The organism is [Zimmermannella] alba NBRC 15616, assembly GCF_001570905.1.
Lineage (GTDB): Bacteria > Actinomycetota > Actinomycetes > Actinomycetales > Microbacteriaceae > Pseudoclavibacter > Pseudoclavibacter albus.
Genome location: NZ_BCSO01000002.1, coordinates 60,908 through 81,372, shown reverse-complemented (window position 1 = coordinate 81,372; position 20,465 = coordinate 60,908). Strand labels below are relative to the sequence as shown.

The 20,465-nt window shown below is 64.9% G+C and carries 13 protein-coding genes; 6 read left to right on the top strand and 7 right to left on the bottom strand.

Features of this window, described 5'->3' with window-relative positions; all coding sequences use genetic code 11:
• Positions 1 to 5: 5 nt before the first annotated feature.
• The 5 genes from ZAL01S_RS03020 to ZAL01S_RS10225 all read right to left on the bottom strand — a co-directional run bounded on the left by ZAL01S_RS03020 (position 6) and on the right by ZAL01S_RS10225 (position 8,351).
• Positions 6 to 1,586, bottom strand: coding sequence for an alginate O-acetyltransferase AlgX-related protein (locus ZAL01S_RS03020; protein ID WP_066079546.1), 1,581 nt, complete (start codon positions 1,584 to 1,586; stop codon positions 6 to 8).
• Positions 1,583 to 2,809 (bottom strand): acyltransferase family protein, encoded by a 1,227-nt coding sequence (locus tag ZAL01S_RS03015; RefSeq protein WP_066079543.1) that lies wholly within the window; start codon positions 2,807 to 2,809, stop codon positions 1,583 to 1,585. Before ZAL01S_RS03015 ends, ZAL01S_RS03020 begins: the two co-directional genes overlap by 4 nt.
• A 112-nt stretch (positions 2,810 to 2,921) precedes the next feature.
• Positions 2,922 to 6,080 carry a rhamnan synthesis F family protein gene (locus ZAL01S_RS03010; protein WP_066079539.1) on the bottom strand — a complete coding sequence of 1,053 codons (3,159 nt, stop codon included), beginning with the start codon at positions 6,078 to 6,080 and terminating at the stop codon, positions 2,922 to 2,924.
• A gap of 108 nt (positions 6,081 to 6,188) precedes the next feature.
• Positions 6,189 to 6,830: a hypothetical protein gene (locus ZAL01S_RS03005; protein WP_066079536.1), complete on the bottom strand. Its 642-nt coding sequence runs from the start codon at positions 6,828 to 6,830 to the stop codon at positions 6,189 to 6,191.
• Positions 6,831 to 6,908: 78 nt separating this feature from the next.
• Entirely contained in the window at positions 6,909 to 8,351 is a 1,443-nt protein-coding gene (locus ZAL01S_RS10225) for a rhamnan synthesis F family protein (protein WP_159421556.1), read from the bottom strand.
• Positions 8,352 to 8,454: 103 nt separating this feature from the next.
• Here ZAL01S_RS10225 and ZAL01S_RS02995 point away from each other — a divergent pair, with 103 nt between their 5' ends.
• Complete coding sequence (locus ZAL01S_RS02995) at positions 8,455 to 9,597, top strand: glycosyltransferase (protein ID WP_083523008.1); 1,143 nt, start codon at positions 8,455 to 8,457, stop codon at positions 9,595 to 9,597.
• Between the two features lie 210 nt (positions 9,598 to 9,807).
• Here the strand turns inward: ZAL01S_RS02995 and rfbA are convergent, their stop codons facing one another.
• Together rfbA and ZAL01S_RS02985 are read right to left on the bottom strand one after the other, a co-directional pair.
• Positions 9,808 to 10,695 carry a glucose-1-phosphate thymidylyltransferase RfbA gene (rfbA, locus tag ZAL01S_RS02990; protein ID WP_066079527.1) on the bottom strand — a complete coding sequence of 296 codons (888 nt, stop codon included), beginning with the start codon at positions 10,693 to 10,695 and terminating at the stop codon, positions 9,808 to 9,810.
• A gap of 3 nt (positions 10,696 to 10,698) precedes the next feature.
• Complete coding sequence (locus ZAL01S_RS02985) at positions 10,699 to 11,313, bottom strand: dTDP-4-dehydrorhamnose 3,5-epimerase family protein (RefSeq protein ID WP_066079524.1); 615 nt, start codon at positions 11,311 to 11,313, stop codon at positions 10,699 to 10,701.
• Between the two features lie 127 nt (positions 11,314 to 11,440).
• Between ZAL01S_RS02985 and ZAL01S_RS02980 the strand changes: the two genes are divergently transcribed.
• The 5 genes from ZAL01S_RS02980 (at position 11,441) to ZAL01S_RS02960 (ending at position 20,458) form a co-directional block, all read left to right on the top strand.
• Positions 11,441 to 13,567, top strand: coding sequence for an acyltransferase family protein (locus tag ZAL01S_RS02980; RefSeq protein ID WP_066079521.1), 2,127 nt, complete (start codon positions 11,441 to 11,443; stop codon positions 13,565 to 13,567).
• 96 nt (positions 13,568 to 13,663) lie between these two features.
• Complete coding sequence (locus ZAL01S_RS02975; RefSeq protein ID WP_159421555.1) at positions 13,664 to 15,832, top strand: acyltransferase family protein; 2,169 nt, start codon at positions 13,664 to 13,666, stop codon at positions 15,830 to 15,832.
• A 27-nt stretch (positions 15,833 to 15,859) separates the two neighbouring features.
• The gene (locus ZAL01S_RS02970; protein ID WP_066079516.1) at positions 15,860 to 18,082 is read left to right on the top strand and encodes an acyltransferase family protein; all 2,223 of its coding nucleotides are present in this window, start codon (positions 15,860 to 15,862) and stop codon (positions 18,080 to 18,082) included.
• Between the two features lie 80 nt (positions 18,083 to 18,162).
• Positions 18,163 to 19,086: a glycosyltransferase gene (locus ZAL01S_RS02965; protein ID WP_066079513.1), complete on the top strand. Its 924-nt coding sequence runs from the start codon at positions 18,163 to 18,165 to the stop codon at positions 19,084 to 19,086.
• A 145-nt stretch (positions 19,087 to 19,231) separates the two neighbouring features.
• Complete coding sequence (locus ZAL01S_RS02960; RefSeq protein WP_066079510.1) at positions 19,232 to 20,458, top strand: SGNH hydrolase domain-containing protein; 1,227 nt, start codon at positions 19,232 to 19,234, stop codon at positions 20,456 to 20,458.
• The last annotated feature ends 7 nt before the right edge of the window (positions 20,459 to 20,465 follow it).

Below are 20,465 nucleotides of genomic sequence, written 5' to 3'. Positions count from 1 at the left end.
CGCGGCTACTGCGCGGGCTGCCCGGGCACGAAGTGCAGATAGCGCTCGGTGAACTCGAGGATGACGATGTCGGGCTTGTGCTGCTTCGCCTCCGCCACGATGTCCGGCGTCGAACCGTCCGAGCTGATGCCGTGTGAGCGCTGGAGGGTGGTGGCAAACGACGCTTGCCAGCTCGGCGCGAGCGCCGTCCCGAAGGAGTCGCGGTAGATGAGCGCGGTGAGGTCGGTCTGCGCGTGCTCGGTGTGCGTCGTGAGCGGCGCCTCGAGCATGTCGGCCGGGTAGTCGCTCGTCGTCTGCTTTTCCTGCCCGTCCTTGCCGATGACGGTCATGGGCGAGGGCTTCTCGGCCCACACCGGCGTCGTGGCATCCTTCGGGGCCTCCGAGTAGCCGTCCTGAGCGAACTCGCTATTGCTCATCTCGTTCTTCACCGAGGTAATGGCAGGCGCCTCGACGTGCCGGAAGCCTTCGCCGAGTGACTGGATGCACGGTGCGGCCGTCTTCCACGCCGCCCATCCGCCGTAGTTCGTCCAGTGCGAGTTGAGCGGCTCGTAGGTGTCGGCCTTATCACGCGCTGCACGAACGCCGTCGCGAACATCAATGATCGGCAGGTCGGGGTGTGCCGCACGGAGGTAGTCGAAGGTCGTCGAACCCTGGATGTCCTTCGTCCAGGTCGGCAGCTTGTCGCGGTAGACGTCCCACTTGCCGGGAGCGATGAGGATGACGATGGGGATGCCTTCTGCTTCGAGCTCATCCGCGATGCCCTTGTAGTGGGTGTACCAGGCGTCCATTTCCTCCTGGCTCAGGGTGCGACGTCCAAGCGCCTGCGAGAAGTTTTTCCACTGGTAGTCGCTCCAGAACACCCAGCCGTCCTGGCCTTCGATGACGCGCTCGCCGCCGGAGACGTTGTTCTCGGTGAAGATGGCCTCCGATTCAGCAAAGGCGGCGCCCTGCCAGGGCTGCTCAGCAGGAATTGGTTCCGGAGCGGGCTGGCACTCGGCAAAGCTCGGGTATGCCTCAGCGCTTGCGACGGCGCCCGGCGCGATTGGCGGCACAGCGGCCTGTCGCCCGGAGAGCGCAGCATTGAGGTCTCCCTGCCGCATGATGCCGGCAACGACCGCGGCGATCACGCAGAGGACGAGGATGATGAGCGGTACAAGCTTGATCCGTTCCCAGAAGCGGCGCAGAGGCCCGTGGACATGGAGCTCACCCGGCGCTTCACGAAGGCCGCCCCCGACGTCCATGCGGGGAGGCTCAGGAACGGCATACGCTGCCTCGCGCTCGGCGTTTTCCCCCGGCGTCGGCTGCGGCAGACGAGGGACGGCGCCCGTGGACTGGTATGTGGAGCGGCTGCGCTGCGGTTCAAGCTCTGGATCGCCCGGGCGGTGGTGCCCCTCGGAGCGGCGACGTTCACGGCGGCTCATTGGGGCCGGGGATGACGTTGCGGAGCCACACACAGCTTCCTCCGCATCGGTCGTTCCCGAAACTCCCACCGCTTCCGGTGCGGCGGCACCGGGGGTCACCGCTTCAGCGTGATCGGGCGTGTTCCCCTGTTCTGCGTCGTCTGTCTGCTTCCACGGGCCGTTCATGCCTGCACCTCCGCGTCCTCACGCTCGAGTCGCAGGCGCTTCGCGAAATTCGAGGATGAGAAGTCCGGGTTCACGAGTCGCCGTTTCACGGAATCCACCGCCGGAGTCCCCCATTCCAGGATCTTTGCGAGCCATTTCGGCGTCCAATTCTTGAGACTCATGGCGGGCTTTTCGATGAGGTGCCAGCTGCAGAACGCGAGGATGTGCGTCACCACGATGATGACGAGGTGGTACACGAACCATCCCGTCTCGTGCAGGCCAAAGAAGGCGGAGAAGGTCATCACCGGCCAGGCGAAAATGTAAATGCCGTACGAGAAGTCGCCGTACTTTTCCCAGTTATTGAGTGCGGTCGCACGCACGGCAATCCACATGAGGACGTAGAGGAACGCATACTGTCCCCATACGTTCCAGCCGCCATTCACATAGGCGAGGATGGCGAGCACAACGCCAAAGCACATGATGCGGTCATCGATCGGGATCTTGTCGCCAAAGAGCGCAAAGAGCATGCCGAAGGCGAAGGGCGCAAAGAACATCGCGTTGTACGGGTTGCCGAAGAGTTCGTAGACGCCCGTGCCGACGTTCATGGCGCCGCCCCACTGCAGCGCGTTCACCGTGATGAGCGAAACGGCCACGAAACCCGCGATCCAACGGTTGGCGAGGACGCCAAACAGCCCGAGGAGACCAACAATGATGTACGCCTTGAACTCGTATTCGAGGGTCCAGGCCGAACCATTCCAGTCGTGGCCGCCATGTGCTGCGAAGGGCAGCGTATCCCCCATCGACGCGATATTCCGCTGGTTGAGCTCCAGGAACATGTTGTTAAGGAAATACGTGAGCGGTGATTCCTGCTCCGCATTCCAGTAGCCGTCCATGGTGCCATGCTGGTGGTTCCAGGCGATCGGCGCGAGGACGAACGCCGTCACCAGGAGCGCCGTCCAAAATGCGGGGAAAATACGCAGAATACGACGCCAGAAATAGCGGAAGATCGTCGACTTGCCCATACGCGACTTCGTGATGAGAAAGCCGGAGAAGAAGAAGAATCCAGCCACGGCGACACCGCCGAGGGATTGCTCGCCGGAGATGCCCGCACCAAGATCTTCGCCGCCGTAAAAGCCGGCGAGCGGACCGGAGTGCGAGAAGATCACGGCGAACGCCATCAACCACCGCAGGAACCCGATGCTGTTTGCGCGCGGGTTAAAGGCTTGGTCGAGGGTCAACGGCATGGAGTCGTTCGGTCTTCCTATGAGAGCGACGAAGGTTCGCGATCGCTCATCCTACGCGGGATGCGTCGCCTTCGGCGTCGCTCTCGCGACCGACCGAAGCGCTTTGCAGCAGCTATCGTGCGCGACGGATGGCCTTGCGGGCCCCCTTTGCACCGATGACCGCACCACGGTAGGCCGGCCACATGACCTTGCCGACAGCCGGGAACTTGCGGTTCACCCACCTCATGCCCATGAGCGCGAGTGAGCCAACGCCCGGGTTCTGAGCCCTGTGGATGATCTCGTCGGTCGTCGTGCCGGGCAGTACGTGCGTGACTGCCTGCAGGCGATACTCGAGGAAGCCGTGGCTGATGGCCGCCATCTCGGGTGACATGACCGTGGCCGTGCGGAAGCCGCGTTCGGCCGCGGCGTAGGCGACAAAGCGCTCCACGACGTGGGCAAGCGTGCCGTCGTGGTAACCGCCCTCATCCGGGAAGTCGGTCCACGTGAAGCCAGCATTCACGAGGATGTCGAGCGCTTCGCGGCGCGCGATGAACATGCTGCCGAGCGGGGCGAGCGGCGTCGCGTCGTCGAGTGGGACCTTGACGCCGAGCTTCTTCGCGAGTTCCTTCGCCGGGTTGAGGTTCGTGAACCAGCCGTGGCCGAGCGTCGGGTAGCCAAGGTTGACCACCGGCGGGAAGATGAGGCCGAGGGTTTCGTCGCGCTGGAACATGGCGATGAGGTTCTCGGTGTAGCCGGCCGAGGGCAGAAGGTTGTCGAGCAGGTGGCGCTTGAACCACTGCGCGGCGTTGTAGCCGTCCTGTGCCGACTTCTTGCCGTGGATCTTCACAATGATGTCGATCGACTCATCGCGCAGCACGTCTGCGCAGGCAAGGTAGAAGGCGGAGATGTCACGGCCGCGGTTCGACTCGACGACGCGCACCTCACCCTGTTCCCAACCGCGACGAGCGAGGCCTGCACGGATGCGTTCGGCACGTTCCTCGTCGCTCGTCGTGATGACCAGTCGCGGCGTGCCAGGCACGAGGTCGACGCGGTCGAGCATCTCATCGAGCATGTCGTCGTAGTAGAGGTGCATGACGACCGCGATCGACGGCATGTTCCCCGCATCGAGTGCCTTGCCGCTCGCCGCGGGGAACGGCTCGTGCGGGAGGATGTCGAGCTGGTTCATGTTCGTCACGAGGGCGCGCGGCTTCGAGGAACGCACGATGTTGTGCCAAATGTGCTCAAGCGGGTAGCCAGCGCGCTCGATGCGCTCGAGAACATCCCGTCCGATGATGACGTTCTTCTCGAGGTACAGCGGGTCGTGGAAGAACAGGCGACGCTTCACGATCGGCAAGCGGTCGTCGAGCATCTGCACGATGTCGTCAAAGATCGGGTGCTTCGACGGGTAGTCGCGCTCAGGCCAGGCGACGAGGTGCGCGAAGCCACGCTCGTTGAAGTGGCGGGTGAAGCGCGATTCGTGGCGGCGGATCGAGTCCTTGTAGGACTCGATCATCGGCATCGTGTCCCAGTACTCGCGGTACTCGGGCGAGCGCAACATCGGGCCACGGACGGCGATCCAGTGGGACTGGATGTGCGGCGGCATAGCGCCCCCTCTGTCACCGAACTCGTGCTCATCGACGTAGCCGTGCTCGGTGAGGCCCCAGAAGTCCACATCGCTCGGATCCATCCGGTCGAAGACTTCCTGGAAGGGGTAAATGGGGCCGAAGAAGGTGTAGTTCATGAGGATGAGCTCATCGAACTCGGCGAGGCGGTCCCAGCCGATATGTTCCTGGGCCTCCTTGTAGGCCCACACGTCGAAGCCCTTGTTTTCGCGTTCGAACACCTCATCGACGAGGCCCTCGAGTCGCGTCCGACCGTGTGCAGAGAGCGGACCGTTGGAGACGGCGAGGAGGTAGTCAGCGTGCTTGCGCAGATCCGTCAGCTTGTACTCGACGTAGTCGTCAATCTCCCCCGCCGGGTCGTACACGAAGTAGATGATGGCGCGGCGGCCGTCCTTCGGCATCCGTGCGTCGCCGCGCGTGATGCGCGCGTACTCCGGCTGCGCCACGCGCTCAACCTTGCCGACGGTGGATGCCGGCGAGACCGCATCAGGTGCAGCGAACTCGTCCATCGGATGCTCACCAGCCGGCGCCTGCGTCTGGACGGTCGACGCGGCCGCGGCAGCTACTCGACCACGCAGCTTCTTGCCCAAGGCACCGGCGCGCGTCGTGGCGCGTGCGAGGACAGGGCGGGCGTTGCTGGAGAGGGCACGGACACCGTCGACGATGTTGCGCTGGAGTGGCCCACCGGCACGAATGATCTGCTCGATGCGAGCGAGTGCAAGCTGCGTCTCGATCTGGCGCCCCTCAAGGCGTCCAATCGCAATTTCGAGCTCGGTGCGCGTCGAGTCAAGATTCTTGGATTCCTTGAGACGACGCTCGGCTGCCTCGCCGGAGCCTTCTGCACCAACCGCGAGGACGAGCTCTTCGAGACGGCGGAACTGGTCGGCGAGGTAAAGGATCTCGCCAGCGGGGCTGCCACCCTTCAGGTAGTCGCGGAGCTTCTCGTCGCGGATGCGTTCGTTGTAGCTTGCGTGGTCGTTCGCCGCGACGACCACCGAGTTGCCCAGGTCGCCCGTTGCTCCGCGGCGGTGGTGCCAAAACGCAAGCGGCTCGCCGTCGATGAAGCCCACCGGCTGTGCGGCGAGGAGGCGAATCGTGAACTCCCAGTCGGCGAGCACGGGAAGGGCACCGTCGAAGGGACCGATCTCTTCGTACACGTCACGACGGAACAGCAGGGCGATCGGCGGGACGTAGTTGGCGCGGAGTATGTCACGCAGTGTCACCTCGTGGAGATCCTCCGCGAGGATCTGGCGCGAGTGCTCGCGCACCTCCTCGCCGTGGATGGACTCGAAGATGACCGCAGTGCGCGTACCGACGCCACCCGCTTCCGGGTGCTCGTCGAGGTACGCGACCGTCTTCTCGAGAAAGTCAGGGTGCCAGCTGTCGTCGTCATCGTGGAGGATGAGGTAGTCCGCCGTGGACCCTTCGAAGCCGATGTTCATGGCTGCTTCGCGGCCGCGCGACTCGGGGTTGTCGACGATGCGGTAGTTGATACCGGCGGGGTCGAGCTTCTCCTTCGCGAGGCGCTCGACAGGAGCGAGCTCGCCCGCATCGTTCACGATGACGAGTTCGTAGTCGCCGAAGCGCTGATTCGCCACCGATTCGAGTGCCCGTGCAAGCAAGATCGGACGGTTCTTCGTCCGGGTGGCGACGGTGACGCGCGGCGACATGATGCTCCTCGTGAGTCGATTGGACGAGTGCCGCAGGCTCTCGCTCCGCGGCCGATCTAGCGTACTTCCCGGGCGCTCAAGGCTTGCTGCAGATGCGCCTCAAGGGACTTAGTTGATGGTGACCTGTGCGGGCTCGGACGTGCCCGATCCGGACGGCCCTTCGTAGCTCATCGTGACGGTCCACTGGCCGGGGGTCAGCTTGGGGTCGACGAGGTTCATGGCGCACACGGTCTGGTGAGCGTCCGTCGTCGCGGCCTGGCTGTTGCTCACGGTGGTGGAGCCGTTCGTGGCTTCGAGCGTGCACGTGCCGCCGTTTTCCACGACACCGGGGAGGAAGCCGGCGACCGAGATGGCCTGCTTCGCGGCGATCCAGTTCCAACGCGAGAGCGCGACCGTCACTTCCCCGCTCGGCTTCGCGCCGTTCGAGGGGGCGTTCGTGGCGGGTGCGTCGCTCGCCCCGGCCTCCGGCGTGTAATCCGGGTTCGTCGGTGCAGCCTCGGGCGTCTTCGTCGAGTCAAGCTCCGGCGCGAGCGAGCCGTCATTCGGCAGCGTCGTCACCGGCACCGTGTTGTCGGCAGCCGGCTGGGGCTTGAGCGGCCCCCAGTTAAACAGCCACAGCGCCACGAGGGCGAGGACAGCGAGCACCGCCAGCACGATCGCGATGCCCTTGGCCATGCCTCGGCGTTCGGCTTCCTGCTCGATCGGGTCGGCCTGGGGTTCTCCGCTGAGGTTGAGAGTGTCGTCGCTCATGCGCCCTCCTTCGTTAGCTCGACGCTACCGGCCAGCCGCGGGAGAGAGCTGTTGGGATGCCGCGTGCCGCGCGAGGGGTTATCGCGGTGTGCGGATGCTCTGGATGAGCGCTTTCGCCCGTCGTGCGAGCTCGGGGGCCGTCCGCTCGAGCGTTACCGTGGCGCGCTGCGGTGCGAGCACACCGCGAGCGCGAGCCCGAGCCTCAGCGAACGGCATCCGGATACCGTGGGGCAGTGCGTCTCTGAGGGCCTGCTCCCGTGTGACGGCGCGCTGGGCCGCGTGAGCCCAGGCGGCTGCCGGCGCAACCTCAAGCGTCGCAAGGCCGCGGCGCAGGGCGAGCGGCGGGAGCAGGAGCGCGAGCGCTTCCTCACAGCGTGTTGCGCTCCATCCAAGCGTCGTCGCCATGTGGTCGAGGCCGCCGGCACGCTCGAGGTGCGCGTCGAGTTCCGCCATGAGCTCCGGCCGCACGGCAAGCGTGTGGGGATGCGGACGAAGCGGGTTCGTGTCGAGGGTGAGTGTGTCGAGAGGGCCCAGGAACTCGGCGGCAGCTCGCGCCGTCGCCGCAGCGTCCTCGGCTTCGCCACGGAGGTCGCGCCCGGGGTGGAGGTCTGCCGGATACACGATGCCAGCCCACGGGGTCGCCTCGAGCACCTCACCCGGCGTCTGGTCGGTCGCGAGCTGCCATCCGAGGTTTGTGGCGACTGCACGCGGCGATGCGCTGCGGACAGCATCGAGCACGAGCTCCATCGGGTAGCCGCGCTCAGCCATCGCCGCGAAGGTTTCAGCGACGAAGCTCCCCCGGTGATCGAGTTCCAACGGCTCATGCCAGGCGAGGCGTCGCTTCACGAGCGGATAGCCAGCTTCGAGGAGCTCGAGTGGCCGCTCGATCGTGGCATTCGCTGCCGATGCCTGCTCTCCTGCCCGAAGGGGCCGCTCCCAGAGCGCGGCGACGCTGAAGCCGCGGGCTCGCATCCACGGCGTGAAGCGCGCCTCATGCAGCTGAATGGAGTCGCTGTAGCTCGTGATCTCGGGCATCGTCTGCCAGTACTCGCGCCAGGCTGCCGATTCGAGCACTGGACGGCGCACCGCGAGGAAGTGGCTCTGCAGGTGCTCGGGCATGACGCCGCGGTGCGTGTACGGATTCGGGATGAGCGGGCCGTGCGCAGTCAGACCCCAGATATCAGCATCCGTCAGCGCAGCACGATCGAAGATTTCGCCGAGGTCGCCGACGGGCCCAAAGCTCGTGAAGTTCGCGAGGATGAGCTCGTCTGCATCCGCATGTGTGTCGCGCAGCGCATCAATTGCGTATCGATAGGCGCCGACGTCGAAGCCCACGTTTTCGCGTTCGAGGACGACATCCGCACGCTCGGAAGCCCATGCGTGCGATTCCTCGCCGAGAGTTCCGTTCACGACGATTGCCAGGTGTTGCACGTGCTCGCGCAGGGCATCGAGGAGGTACCTGGATGCCGCGTCAACTCGCACGTCGGGGTCGTAGCTGAAGTAGACGAGGTGTCGTTGCACGGGGTTCCCTCTCGGGCGGCGCACAGCCGCTGTCACCGTCATATCGAGATTTCGTGACAAGCTACCACCAGCACTGTGAGCCTGAAATTGAGGGAGGTGGGCCGTGGGCAGGACGCAGCCAGGGAAGCGCTTTGGGTCCGGAGACCGCCTCGCGGGCACTCGACTGGTCGCATCTCGTCCGACTCCGTGGGCTGATGGCGAGGCACCCGAGCGTGCTGTGACCGCCGTGGTCTGCACCCACAACGGTGAGCGATTCCTCGCCGACCAGCTGCAGTCGATTCTCGACCAGACGACCCCGGTCGCCGAGATCATCATTTCGGACGACGCCTCACGTGACCGCACCATCCAGATCGCGCAGAGCATTCTGGATGACTCGGGCTTCCCCTACCGCATCTACTCACGCCCGCAGCCGCTGCGCGTCGCGGCAAACTTCCACTTCGCGATCACGCGCGTGCGCACGGAGTTTGCAGCGCTTGCCGATCAGGATGACCGCTGGCACCTCGGCAAAATCGAGCGCCTCCTGCAGGTGTTCAAGGAGAACCCACGCCTCGAACTCGTCCACTCGGATGCTCGCGTCATCGACGACCTCGGGCAGCCCCTCGGCGGCACGATCTTTGGCACGCTCGAGATTTCCGAGCGCGAGTGGCAGGACTACGCGAGCCCGGAGCCGCTCACCGAGCTCATCCGCCGAAACATCGTCACGGGTGCCACCGTCATGCTGCGCCCCGCGCTCGCGCGTCGCGCGGGCCTTGCTCCCGCGCCGTGGATTCACGACGAGTGGCTCGCGATTGCTGCCGCCATCGCCGGCAAAATCGCCGTCGTCCGAGAGCCGCTCATTGACTACCGCCTCCACTCCGGGAATCTCATCGGTCGCGGCCGCCTGTCGCTTCGCCAGAAGGTCGAGCGCGCCACCGCCAAGGGATACCGCGCGCAGCTCAACCGCGTGGCGCGCGCTGAGGCGCTCCTCGACCGCACGGGCCCGCTCGGCGCAACGACAGATCAACGTGCCCTCATTGGCCGCAAGGTGTCACACGAACGCGCCCGTCTCACGCTTCCCGAGCAGCGCTTCCGCCGCTGGCCGACGGTCCTGCGCTGGGGTTTGAAGCGCCGCTACCGCACCTACTCGCGCGGTGCGATCGACATCATCCGCGACCTCTTCCAGTCGCAGGCTGACCGTCTCGACACGGGCTCGCTGAAGACGATCCCCGATCGCCCCGACGCGAAGCACCGCGACCCCCTCGCGTAGCGCTCCCCCTCCTGCCCCTACCCCCAATCGGCGCCCCACGGAGCGCAAGTTTTCTGTGCCAAATGGTTGGTGCGGTGCCACATTTGGCGCCGCACCAACCATTTGGCACATGTTTTGCGGTGGCGGCGGGCGCCAGCGGGAGGCCGCAGGCGGACAGACGCATGTCACAGGCCCGAGGCTCATGCCCCGGGCCTGTGACGTGAACCGTTGCTAGCTTTTGTGCGGCTGCTGGCGCTGCTCAGCGAGCACGCGCTTCATGTGGCGGCCGTAGCCGGACTTCTCGAGCGGCGCGGCGAGGTTCGCGAACTCCTGGTCCGAGATCCATCCCGCACGCCAGGCGATCTCCTCGATGCAGCCGATCTTGTAGCCCTGACGGTCTTCGATGACCTTGACGTACTCGGATGCCTGCATCATCGACTCGAACGTGCCCGTGTCGAGCCATGCGGTACCACGGTCGAGCACGTGCACCTGGAGCTTGCCCGCCTCGAGATAGGCCGAGTTCACGCTCGAGATTTCGAGCTCGCCACGAGCCGAGGGCTTGACGCCCTTCGCGATCTCGATGACGTTGTTGTCGTAGAAGTAGAGGCCCGGAACGGCGTAATTCGACTTCGGACGCGAAGGCTTCTCTTCAATCGAGATGGCCTTCATGTTCTGGTCAAACTCGACGACACCGTACGCCTCCGGGTTCGAGACCGGGTACGCGAAGATGAGGCCACCGTCGACCTCGCCGTATGCGCGAAGCGCCGAACCAAGGCCCGTGCCGTGGAAGATGTTGTCGCCGAGCACGAGCGCGCACGCGTCATTGCCGATGAACTCTTCACCAATGATGAACGCCTGCGCGAGGCCGTCCGGCGAGGGCTGCACGGCGTACTGGATGTCCATACCGAGGTGCGAGCCGTCACCGAGGAGCGCCTTGAACTGCGAGTTGTACTCGGGCGTCGTGATGATGAGCACTTCCCGAATGTCGGCCATCATGAGGGTCGACAGCGGGTAGTAGATCATCGGCTTGTCGTAGATGGGCATGAGCTGCTTCGAGATGCCCTTGGTGATCGGCCACAGACGGGTGCCGGATCCACCGGCGAGGATGATGCCCTTCATTGGCTACTGACCTGCCTTGTTGTTGAGTTCGTTCTGGAATGCCTGCCATGCCTCGAGGGTGGGGAGGAGACCCTGCTCCTTTGCTTCCGAGAGGCCGGGAGCGTCGGTGTCCTTCGGCGAGAGGAGGAGCTCCGACTCCGGGAAGGGAAACTCGAGGGCGACTTCCTTGCAGAGCGGGTTGATGCCGTGCTCACGCGGCGCGTTGTACGTCTCCGAGCAGAGGTACGAGACGGTCGAGTCATCCTCAAGCGCGACGAAGCAGTGGCCGAGGCCCTCCGAGATGTAGATGGCGCGGCGGTCGGTCGTGTCGAGCAGAACCTTGTCCCACTGACCGAACGTCGGCGAGCCGACGCGGATGTCGATGACGAAGTCGATGACGGCACCGCGCGTGCACGTGACGTACTTCGCCTGGCTCGGAGGCACATCGGCGAAGTGGATGCCGCGAACGACACCCTTCTTCGAGACGGAGGTGTTTGCCTGCTTGAGTTCGAGCGGGTGGCCGACGAGCTCAGCGAGCTTGTCGAAGCGGTACCACTCGAGGAAGACGCCTCGATCGTCACCGAACTGCTTGGGCGTGATCTCGTAGCTGCCAGAAATGCTGAGTTCGCGGATCTCCATGCGGGCGAGTCTAGACGGCGAGCCCGCATCGAAGCCCAGTGTTGCTGCGGCGAGGCGCATTCCAGGATGCCCTCATAAGCCTCCCTAAGCTTGCATCACACAGGCTCGCGGGTGAGGATTGAGCCCTATGTCTGCGCCTTCGAGCTCCCCGTCGACATCCCCCAGCACCGCCGCTGACGCACGCTCCGGGGCTGGTTTCGTTCCCGAAATTCAGGGGCTCCGGACGATCGCACTCCTCTTGGTGGCGAGCTTCCACATTTGGTTTGGCCGGGTCTCCGGCGGCGTCGACATCTTCCTGCTCATCTCGGCCTACCTCCTCACCCGCAGTCTCACCACGAACGCGGAGCGAGGGAAGTTCACGCGGCCGATCACCTTCATCCTGCGGAAGTTTGCGCGCCTTCTCCCCGCTGCGGTGACGGCGATCCTCCTCACGCTCGCGTCTGGCTTCCTGCTCATTGGCCCGCGCCACTGGGAGTCCTTCGCCGAACAGGCCTTTGCCGCTGCGAGCTACACCATGAACTCCTGGCTGCAGGGTCAGCAGGTCGATTACTACGCGCAGGGCCGTACAGATGCGAGCATCTTCCAGCACTTCTGGTCGCTCGCGATCCAGGGGCAGGTCTTCATCTTGTGGCCGTTCCTGCACCTCGCAGCTGAGGCGGCCGCGAAGGTGACCAAGATCCGCGTGCGGTGGATCCTCATCGCGGGCTCCTCAATCGGCGTTGTCGCATCCTTCATCTACGCGCTGAATCTCACCGCCGTTAACCAGCCCTACGCGTACTTCTCGACACCGGCACGTCTGTGGGAGTTCGCGCTCGGTTCGCTCGTCGCGCTCGTCGTCGTGTATCTCAAGCTCCCCGGCTGGCTCCGCCACGCGATGACCTGGCTCGGTATCGCGGGCGCCGTGAGCTGCGGGTTCGTGCTGCCGGTGCAGTCGAGCTTCCCTGGCTGGGCGACGCTCTGGCCCACGATCTCGGCCGCGCTCGTCCTCGTGGCCGCGGATGCTCCGCGCACGGACGACTACCGTGGCAACGCGTTCCTTCGCCACCCCTGGCTGCAGACCGCTGGCGAATACAGCTACGCGCTCTACCTCACGCACTGGCCGGTGCTCATCATCTGGTCGATCACGACGGCAAGCTCGCACCCGGGATTCCTCCGGGGCACGATGCTGCTCGGTATCGCGACGGTCGCTGCAGTCGTCATCACGTGGATCTCGGAGAAGCCCGCGGCGAAGCTCTTGGCACGCGACCGCAAGCTCATGCGCGAACGTGAGCGCTGGCCGCTGTTCGTCCCCCAGTTCGGCTTCCGCGCCCTCGCGGTCCTCACCGTCTGCGTGCTGCTCGCTGCGGCCTCGGTGGTCGGCTCGCGCACGATCTACGAGCACGAGAAGGTCGTCGAAGCGGAGCAGTCGAAGAACGTGGATGTGCGTCACATGGGCGCCGAAGGCCCCGCGAACGCTTCCAATTTCCGCCCCATCCCGGGCGAGCTCATCGCCACCGAACAGATGGGTGCCGGACCCCAGAACAAGTGCTCGCAGGACGACCCGTACTGGAGCGACATCTGCTTCGAGGAAGGCGATGCGGCGACCGCCGACCGCGACATCCTCATCGTCGGCAGCTCACACGCGGTCGTCTACTCCGGCACCGTCATGGAGACGGCCCGCAACCTCACGAACGGTGAGTCATGGCACGTGCGCCTACAGGGTGCGCCGGGCTGCCTCTTTGTCGACCCGGGCAACACAGGCAATGCCTGCGCGGATCTTTGGACCACCGCTGACCGCTACATCCGCGAGCAGAAACCGGATGCGGTCCTCGTCGTCGCCACGCAGGGGCAGCAGGAAGCACCCGACTACCTCCACAACGTGCCCGGCGAAGACCTGGTCTCATGGGTGAAGAGTGTCACCGCCCAAGGCACCCAGGTCATTGCGATGCGCGACGTGCCCCGTTTCAACGACGACATGCTCGAATGCGGTGCCCAGAAGGGTTGGGATAACCCCGACTGCATCCGCTCCGGCTCCCAGGAGTCGCCAGAGCTCACGCAGTACCAGCTCGACATTGAAGCCGCTGGCGGCAGCTGGGTCGACCTAACGGACGTCGTCTGCCCGGACGACATGTGCCGCCCCGCTCAGGGCGGGCTCGTGACGTACTTTGACTACAGCCACCTCACGGATGCCTACGCACGCTCGCTCGCGCAAAAAACGGCTGATCAGCTCGCGCCACTCATTGGCTGGTGGCCAGACAAGGTGTGGGCCGTCTAGCAAGGCCTACCGCGCCGCCATCGTTTCGACCACTATTCACCGCAACGTGCGAGCGGATACCACGCGGCAGGTCGATACTGTGGCATGGTCGAAGGCATGCAGCTTTCCCCCAGCTTGCGTGGTGGTGCAGCGCCGCACGCAGATCACACCACCGCGGAGGAGACGCCAACCGTCGCGACGACGCGATTCGTCCCCGAGATTCAGGGGCTTCGCACCATCGCACTGTTGCTGGTTGCGACGTTCCACATCTGGATTGGGCGTGTGTCGGGTGGCGTCGACATCTTCCTGCTCATCTCGGCCTACCTGCTGACCCGAAGCCTCACCACCCAGGCCGAGCGCGGGAAGCTCACACGGCCGATCACCTTTATCCTCAAGAAGTTCACGCGCCTCCTGCCGGCTGCCGTCCTCACGATCGCGCTCACACTGCTCGCGGGCTTCCTCATCCTCGACTCGCGCTTCTGGAACACGATGATGGCGCAGGGCCTCGCGGCCCTCACCTACACGATGAACTTCTGGCTGCAGGGCGCGCAGGTGGACTACTACGCACAGTCCCGCAGCGACGCGAGCTTGTTCCAACACTTTTGGTCGCTCGCGATTCAGGGGCAAGTGTTCCTCCTCTGGCCGGTGCTGCACCTGCTCGCCGAAGTCGCGTCCAGGATCACGAAGATCCGGGTGCGCTGGATCCTCATGGCAGGCTTCAGTATCGCGTTCCTGGGCTCGTTCCTGTACGCCCTTCGCCTCACCGATTTCAACCAGCCCTACGCGTACTTCTCGACGCCCGCACGCCTGTGGGAGTTCGCGGCAGGATCCCTCCTCGCGCTCATCGTCCCGTATCTGCGCATCCCTCGCCGCGTCGCAACCGTGCTCATCTGGCTCGGCATCGCAGGCGCCGTGAGCTGCGGGTTCGTGCTGCCGGTGCAGTCGAGCTTCCCTGGTGTTGCGACGCTCTGGCCGATTATCTCGGCGGCCCTCGTCATCGCGCCGGCGGATGCCCCCTCGCGCACGGCCGAAGATCAACCGTGGCTTCTCGGGCACCCCATCCTCCAGCGCATTGGCGGATACACCTACGCCCTGTACCTCACGCACTGGCCGGTACTCATCCTGCACGCCGCCCTCACCGGCGTTGACCGACCGGATGCACTCCGAGGCGCACTCCTGCTCGTCATCTCGGCGGTCGCTGCGATCGTCATTACGGAAGTTGCCGACAAGCCCGTCGCGCGGCTCGCACGTCTCGACCGGCCCGCACTCCCCGCGTGGCTCCCGCAGATCGGTTGGCGCCGCACCGTTGCCCTCGCAGCCTGCCTCGCGCTCGGTTTCGGCGCCATCGGCAGCTCACACAACTACTACGAGTCATTCCGCGAGGGCGAGTTTGCGGCGGTTGCGAACGCACCGCTGTATGAGATGGGTCCTCAGGCACCGGATGACGCACTCTTCGAGGACCCCATCCCCGGCCGCCTCATCATGAGTGAGCAGCTGTTCACCGGCCCCTCCACGCTGTGCCCCGACCCCATCCAAGGCTTTGTGCCGCTCGGTCTGTGCAACACCTGGGGTGACACCGAGCGCCCTGACCGTGAGATCTACATCATCGGGAATTCGCACTCGGTGACCTATTCCTCAATGTTTATGGAGATTGCCGAGCAGCAGCCCAATTGGCTCGTCACGACCCAGGCGTACCCCGGCTGCACCTTCCTCGAGGCCGGCAGCGGTTCGGCCTGCGACGACGTGTTCACCGGATCTGCGCAGTACATCGAGCAGACGCAGCCTGACCTCGTGGTCGTGCTGGGGAGCTTCTCTTCAGAGGAAGGGCCGGACCAGCTGTTCACGGGATCCAACCCCCATCTGGCCGATTGGGTGCGGACCGTCGAAGACACCACGACGAGCGAGGTGATCGTGCTTCGTGACGTTCCCCGCTTCGACGTGAACATGTTCGAGTGCGCCTCAACCTACGGCTATGAGGCGCCGGAGTGCGTGAAGCCCACCTCCGTCGACCAGCCCGAGCTTGAGGAGTACGTTGACGAAATCGAGGCTGCAGGCGGCACCTGGGTCGACTTCAACGACGTCATCTGCCGACACGATGTGTGCCGTCCGAGCAATGGCGGGCTCGTCACGTACTACGACAGCAACCACCTCACGGTGTTTTCTCGCGATCGCTCGCGAAGCGCCTCACCGAAGCGCTGCGCGACGAGATTCCCTGGTGGCCGCGAGAAGCGTGGCCTGGACAGTAGCCAAGATGCCCCGCGGCTCAGCAGTGTTCGGCATGGATGACGACGACGGAACGAGGTGACTTCACACGTGACCACCACCGCTTCGTCCCGCGAGCGCGAGCCGGATTCCGTCGCCGGGTCGGACCGCAAGCCCGCCTACATTCCTGAGGTGCAGGGGCTCCGAACCGTCGCGCTGCTTCTGGTCGCGAGCTTCCACGTCTGGTTCGATCGTGTCTCCGGTGGCGTTGACATCTTCTTGCTCATCTCGGCGTACCTGCTCACCCGGTCCCACACGGCAAAGGCGCTCGGCGGAGCCCTCACAAACCCCGCCAGAACGGTCATCGCAAAGTTTGCGCGCCTGCTTCCAGCGGCAGCCGCGGTCATCGTGCTCACGCTCCTCGGCGTGTACTTCGTGGACGGTCCGCGCTACGCCCTGGACAGTCTCTGGAGCGCCATCGCCTCCGCGACGTATTGGATGAACTTCCTCCTGCAGGCGAACCAGGTTGATTACTTCGCAGCCCAGGTCGGCAGCGTGGATCCCTATCAGCAGTTCTGGTCGCTCTCCATCCAGGGCCAGGTGTTCGTACTCTGGCCGATCCTGCACCTGGCCGCCGAACTCGTCGCACGACTCATCAAGCGCGATGTTCGGTGGGTCCTCACGCCACTCTTTGCCGCGGTCACGATCGCCTCGTTCACGTATGCGATCACGCTCACGGCAGCAAATCAGCAGCACGCGTACTTTGATTCCGCCGCGCGCCTGTGGGAGTTTGGTGCAGGTTCGCTCCTCGCCATCGTCGTGCCGCTGCTTCGGCTGCCGCGGATGCTCAGGATCGCGATGAGCTGGATCGGGCTCGCTGGCGTCATCCTCTGCGGCATCGTGCTGCCGGTGAGTTCCACGTTCCCCGGCTGGGCAGCACTCTGGCCGGTGGTCTCGGCCGGGCTCATCATTGCTGCCGCTGACTCGCACCGCGGCGATGACAATGCGAGCGCCGTGAACCCCTTCCTCGCGCATCCGTGGCTCCGCCTCGCGGGCGGCTACACCTACGCGCTCTATCTCACGCATTGGCCGGTGCTTGTCCTTGCCGAATCGCTCACGGGGCGGAGCGCGGCAACGCCGCTGCTGGGCACGATCGTGCTCGCGATCTCGGCAGTGTTGGCGGTGCTCGTGGCACGGCTTGTCGAGCGTCCCGCAGCTGCCGTCGTGGCGCACGCCGCGAAGCGAACCAGTGCACGTGCGCACCTGTTGCGGAGCCGCCACTCGGCGAACCCACGTCCGCGCCGCTTCGTCTTCCTTAAACAAATGGCGACGCCGGCCCTCGTCGCCACGGTGGCAATCGCCCTCGTGCTTGGCTCCGTCCTCGGCATGCGGCAGCTGAGCGGGGCTCAGCTCGCGAGTATCAACAGTCGCCTCGACGCATTGGAGCCACCCCTTGTCAATGCTGCCGAGCCATGGACATACGGCGCTATGAACCCCGGACTCGATGCGGGCGAACGGCTCATCCCCACCCACGACGACGTGAAGATGGCGTGGACGGTTGCGGGAACGCACTGCACTGACCTCGGCCTGACGTTGTCGACCAAGTTCTGCTGGCAGCAAGAACCTCAAGCGCCGACGGGCGAGCTGCGGGACGTCCTGCTCGTCGGAAACTCACACATGGCCCAGGCCGCCGCCATGTTCGATGTGCTCGCGCAGGCCCCGGAACACAACCTCCGCGTACGCAGTTATGTTGGCCCAGGTTGCGACATGAATCTCGCGAATTGGGATCTTGCCTACAGCGATGACATGCCAGAAGGCAGCAGAGAGGAAACGTGTCAGAAGGCGTGGGCAGCCGCGGGTCAGTACGCCCGTGAGGCTGCCCCTGATCTCATCGTCGTTCTCGGTTCCCGCCAGGGCATGCCCGACGAGGGCGAATCATTCTTCGAGGGCCTGCCGTCGTGGATCCAAACCATCGAAGGCACGCTCGGCAGTGAGGTGCTCGTGCTTCGCGATGTTCCTCGATTCGCCAAGGACCCCTTCCTGTGCGCGAGCGACAACGGTTACGCGAGCGAGCGCTGCAGTAACCCGGCCCCACCGGCTGCTGATGCCGCGGAGGTTGCCGTGATCGAAGCGGCGGGAGGCACATGGGTCGATCTCACTCCCGCAATCTGCCCTGATGGGCAGTGCCGACCCAGCATGGGCGGTGTGGTCACGTACATGGATGACAACCACATCACCCGCCAGTTCTACCAGTCGCTCACACAGCAGCTCTGCGATGCCGTCGCCCCACGCATCCAGTGGTTTCCGGCACAGGCGTGGCCCGGCATCGTCTAGAACTCACCCAAGGCTGTGGAGCCGCCGGGACGGGCGTGTGCTCCCCGTGGACTGCCAAGGCTGATCGGTAGACTCGCGCCATGTCGAATCCCGCCCGCGTCTGTGTGCTGCTTGCCACGCACAATGGGGAGCGCTACCTCGAGCAGCAGCTCGAGTCGATCCTCAACCAGGAGGGCGTCGAGTTGCGTGTGCTCGCCTCCGACGATGCGTCACGGGACGGCACGTTGGAATTGCTCCACACCATTGCGGCACGCGACCCGCGCGTCACGGTCCTCCCGCAAGGCACCTTTGGTTCGCCGTCCGGCAACTTCTATCGCCTCATCGACGAGGCTGATCTCGAGTGGGCGGAGTTCATCGGATTCGCTGACCAGGACGACGTGTGGCTGCCCGGCAAACTCGCCCGGCACGCCACGATCCTGCGCGACCAGGGCGTGGATGGTGTGTCCTCCAACGTTGTCGCATTTGACGAGCATGGCCACGAAAGCCTCATTCGCAAGGACACTCCGCAGCGGCTGGCCGACTATGTGTTCGAGACGCCCGGCCCCGGCAGTTCGATGCTCGTGAGCCGTCGCCTCATGCGGCTCATTCGCGAACAGCTCCAGAACCCAGACAGCCCGGCCCGCAAGGCCTGGAGCCACGATCTCCTCTTCTATGCGCTCGCGCGCGCGGCGGGATGCTCCTGGTACGTCGATCCTGAGCCGACCGTCGCCTACCGTCAGCACGGTGAGAACGCGATCGGCGCGAACGGCACGCTCAAGGCTGCCGCCAAGCGACTCGAGCTCACCGCATCCCGCTGGCACCGAAAGCTCGTGCAGATCGTCGTCGAATCGTGCATCCACGTCGCGACACCCGCCGAGCTCCCCCGCCTGCAGTGGCTGCACGAAGTCCTCTCGGACGTCCGTGGCATCAACCGGCTGCGACTGGCCCGCCGGGCTGGCGAATTCCGGCGCACGCCGCGCGATCGCGTCATCCTCGCGACGCTCATGGTGACGGGACTCTGGTAGTCGCCTGCATCCCCCGACGGAATCTTCGACTTCAGACACCGCTCACGTATCCGTTGCGAAGTATTCACAGCCGCTCACCTCGACCACGCAAGGTGCTCCCGTTACCCTTGGGGACTTGAGTGCACGGGGAAACGGATGGAGCAGTATGGGGTGGTCTACTCACGATCGCCGCAATGCATCGACCCGTGAATCAAGCACCAACTCGCTGACGCTCCCCGCGCTGCTGCCGTCGCAAGGCTCAAACGCAGCGCCATCGTCCCGTGCGCGCTCGGCGGTGAAGTCGCTGCAACGAACCGTCCTCGACGGCCCTGCTGCACTTGCACGAGCCATTGACCTCGTCCTCGTGCGCCGCCTCGTGATTGCTGGGTTCGTGTGTGTGCTCATTGCGTGGAGCGCCGTCCTCATTGCCGCCCAGATGTCACCATCGTGGGCAATGTCGGTGGGACTTCGCGAGCCCGCACAGTACGTGCCACGTGCAGCCAAGCCCGACCCGGGTCCGCGCGGCACCTTTCCGCAATCTGTCTGGGCGCATGTCGGCGCCAACGCCATTGGCACGAATCCGAAGGATGCTCCCGCGCAGTCGCTGCCCGATTGGGGCTCTGTCGGTGCGCACTGCCTTCCGAACGATCCGTACCGGAGTGACTACTGCAATTCCCTCGGCCAGGCCGATCCCTCACAACCGGCAGAGCGCACCATCTATGCGCTCGGCAACTCACACACGATCCTCGCCTCCGCAGCACTGCTCGAAGCGGTGGGTCGTGAACCCACGTGGGCGTTGCGCACGCAAGCGTGGCCCGGATGCCGCTTCGACCTGGTCGACTCCCCGGCGAATGGATGCCAGGAACTCTGGGAGACGGGCACGAAGTACATCCTCGAGCAGCAACCCGACCTCGTTCTCGTCATTGGCACAAAGTCGCACGCCGACGGCACGGAAGACCTCCTCCCCGGCTTCGCTGAGTGGGTGAAGATGATCGAGTCGAAGACAACGACCGAGGTCGTTGCGCTCCGCGACAGCCCCCGCTTCAGCACGAACATGGCCACCTGTGCGAAGGAGCATCCACAGGATGAGGCTGCCTGTGCCATGCCGAACCTCTCCGGCAAGATCAACCAGCACGTGGCCGAGGTCGAGAAGGCGGGCGCAACGTGGGTTGATCTCAGCAACCTCATCTGCCCGAAGGATCTGTGCAGCCCCTCGCAGGGTGGCATCAGCGTGTACATGGATGACAACCACATGACGGCGAGCTACTGGCGTACCCTTGCGAAGCCGCTCGCCGAGGCCATCCATGAAGATCACACGTGGTGGCCCCTCAACCCGTACAACGGAACCTACGTCGACCGGACTTCCGAGCCCGCGCCGCCCATCGTCGTCTAGGCATCCA